At 71.3% G+C, this 2,294-nt stretch carries 2 protein-coding genes and 1 pseudogene; 1 reads left to right on the top strand and 2 read right to left on the bottom strand.

The features are described 5' to 3' along the window. Positions 1–215, top strand: a pseudogene (locus VGS97_RS10290) (hypothetical protein); the annotation flags it as partial. On the opposite strand, the gene VGS97_RS10285 reads toward VGS97_RS10290, so the two are convergent. Continuing rightward, a complete protein-coding gene (locus VGS97_RS10285; RefSeq protein ID WP_326853105.1) occupies positions 168–554 on the bottom strand; it encodes a metalloregulator ArsR/SmtB family transcription factor in 387 nt (128 codons plus the stop codon). The pseudogene VGS97_RS10290 and the gene VGS97_RS10285 sit on opposite strands and share 48 nt — an antisense overlap. An 87-nt stretch (positions 555–641) precedes the next feature. Continuing rightward, a complete protein-coding gene (locus VGS97_RS10280; RefSeq protein ID WP_326853104.1) occupies positions 642–2,222 on the bottom strand; it encodes an RNB domain-containing ribonuclease in 1,581 nt (526 codons plus the stop codon). Positions 2,223–2,294: the final 72 nt, after the last annotated feature.

Raw genomic sequence — 2,294 nt, 5'->3', positions numbered from 1 at the left:
AGAACCGTGAGTTGCACTGGGGTTTGTGGGAACAGCTGATCGGCGCCGCTTACGTGTGGACGGCGCTCACGGCGCTGGTCTTGGCCGCGCTCGGATACCTGCCGCGGCTGCTGCCCGCGCTGCCTCGCGAAAGCGCCGATGCCGGGCGTTCGGTTTCGGCGACTCGGCTAGCGCGCATCGCTGATCTGCCGCCGTCCGCCGCCGACGCCCGCTGACGCTCCGAGAATCGCGTCCATCAACTGCGGGAACGCCTCGTCGAGTTCCTCGCGGCGCAGCGAGACGTACCGGTGCGTACCCTGCGCGCGGGTGTGCGTGACCCCTGACTCGCGCAGCACCTTCATATGGTGTGACAGGGTCGATTTGCCGACGGTCAGCCCGGCGAGCTCGCCGACCCGGTTGCAGCACTCCTCGCCCTGCGCGGCCAGCGCGTGCACGATCGCCAGCCGTCCCGGATCCGCCAGCGCGGCGAGCACGGTCGGCAGATCGAGCCGTTCGGCCGCGGGCTCCTCACGAGTGGCCGACGCGCGGCCGGACAGCGGTTCCTCGACAAGCATCCCCCCACTGTAATACGAGTGGATCGGGCTGCTCATCCGACTTATCACCTCACTACCCGGACCACTCCGGTGCGCGGCAAGCGCTGATCAAGCCCCTGACGCGCCGTTCGTGCGGGAATCCGGTGCCGGTGGCTGTTCAGTCCGTGGCCCCGGGGTCTTGGGCTCGGGCGGCTTCGGGGGCCGCATGTCGGCGTCGATCCAGTCGAACAGGACGCGGCGCGCGGCGGGATCGGCGGAGACGAGTTGCACACGCAGTTCCGCGCCCTGCGGCAGGTCGTGACCGTCGAGGCGGCCTATGACGGCGGGCTCCCGCAGCATGACGACACCTGCGTCGGGCTTTCCGTTGTGGTCCCAGTCGACCCGGTCGTTGAGGTCGAGCACGACGCCTTCGAAGACCTCGCCGACCCGGTCGCGCAAAAGCACCGCTTCGACCAGGTCGACGCACGCCCGATCCACCGCCTTGGCCCGCCGGTCGCCGGTCTCCATGAGATGCGGGAGGGTGGGCAGCGCTTCGCAGACCCACTCCGGCACCGGGTCCCCGTCGCACAGCGCGACGCAGATCTCGGTCGCGAAGCGGTCGGCCAGCCGCCGCAGCGGCGCGGTGACGTGCGCGTACTGCGTCGCGAGCGCCGCGTGGACCGGACGGTCCGGCACGGTGCCGTTGAAGACCTCATAGCAGGCGCCGCGCAGCAGCGAGGTCGCCTCGGTGAGGAACGCCGCATGCCGGGGCTTCGCCGGGTCCATCCGGCGGATCAGCGTCGCGTACGACTCGCCGTCAGGCCACCGGATCTTGAGCGCGCGGGCCGCGCGGCGCAGTCGGCCCACTGTCGCATACTCCGGTTCGGGCAGCACGCGCAGCACGCCGACTTGTCCGTAGAGCATCATGTCCGCGGCCGCGAATCCGGCGAGCAGCGAGATCTGTGCGTTCCAGTCCTCGATCGGCAGCGGAGCGCGATACTCCAGACGCCAGCCGTCGGAGTCGGCCACCACCTGCTGCTCAGGCGCGTTGAGGCTGACACCGCCGCGCACCGCCTCGCGATCGCGCAGCAGCCCGCCGACCTCGCGCAGCAGGTTCATCACCTCCGGCGCTGTTCCCTGTTCGAGGGCGCCCTGCATCGCCGGGTAGTCCAGGCGGGTACGGGACCGCACCACCGCGCGGCTAACCTCGACCGCCGTCGTGTCACCGGCCGAGTCCAGGTCGATGCACCACACGATCGCGGGGCGGTCCTGGCCGGGGAGGAGGGACGCGGCGCCCTCGGAGAGCACCGGCGGCAGCAGCGGCACCCGGACGTCCGGCATATAGAAGGTCTCGACGCGGGCACGCGCCTCGATGTCGAGCGGCGAGCCGGGCCGCACGAACGCGGCGACGTCGGCGATCGCGTACCAGACCCGGTAGCCGCCGGCCCGGCGCTCGATCGCCATCGCCTGGTCGAGATCCATCGAGCCCGGTGGATCCAGGGTGACCAGCGGCAGATCGGTGCGGTCGACACGGCGCGGTCCCGCCGGGTGGGCCTCGCGCGCCGCGCGCTCGGCGGCGGCGAGCGCCTCCGGCGGAAACGCCGTGCGCACGGCGAACTCGGCGCGGATGGCCTCGAAGCCGGCGCGCAGGGCAGTGCGCGCTTCGTCAAACCCATCGACGCCGTCGATCACCAGGATTCGGCGGGGCACAGCGCGCAGCGTATCGGCTGTGTCGAACGCACGCACAGACCGCGGCGTGCAGTCGCCACCCAAAGTGATTAC

It is taken from the genome of Actinocrinis sp. (assembly GCF_035946395.1).
Taxonomy (GTDB): Bacteria; Actinomycetota; Actinomycetes; order Streptomycetales; family Catenulisporaceae; genus Actinocrinis.
The sequence above is the reverse complement of the archived record's forward strand: the minus strand, read 5'-3'. Positions and strand labels throughout refer to the sequence as shown.

Excerpts from the sequence above, each read along its gene's own strand:
- VGS97_RS10285 (WP_326853105.1), bottom strand. The coding sequence starts at position 554 with ATGCTTGTCGAGGAACCGCTGTCCGGCCGCGCGTCGGCCACTCGTGAG.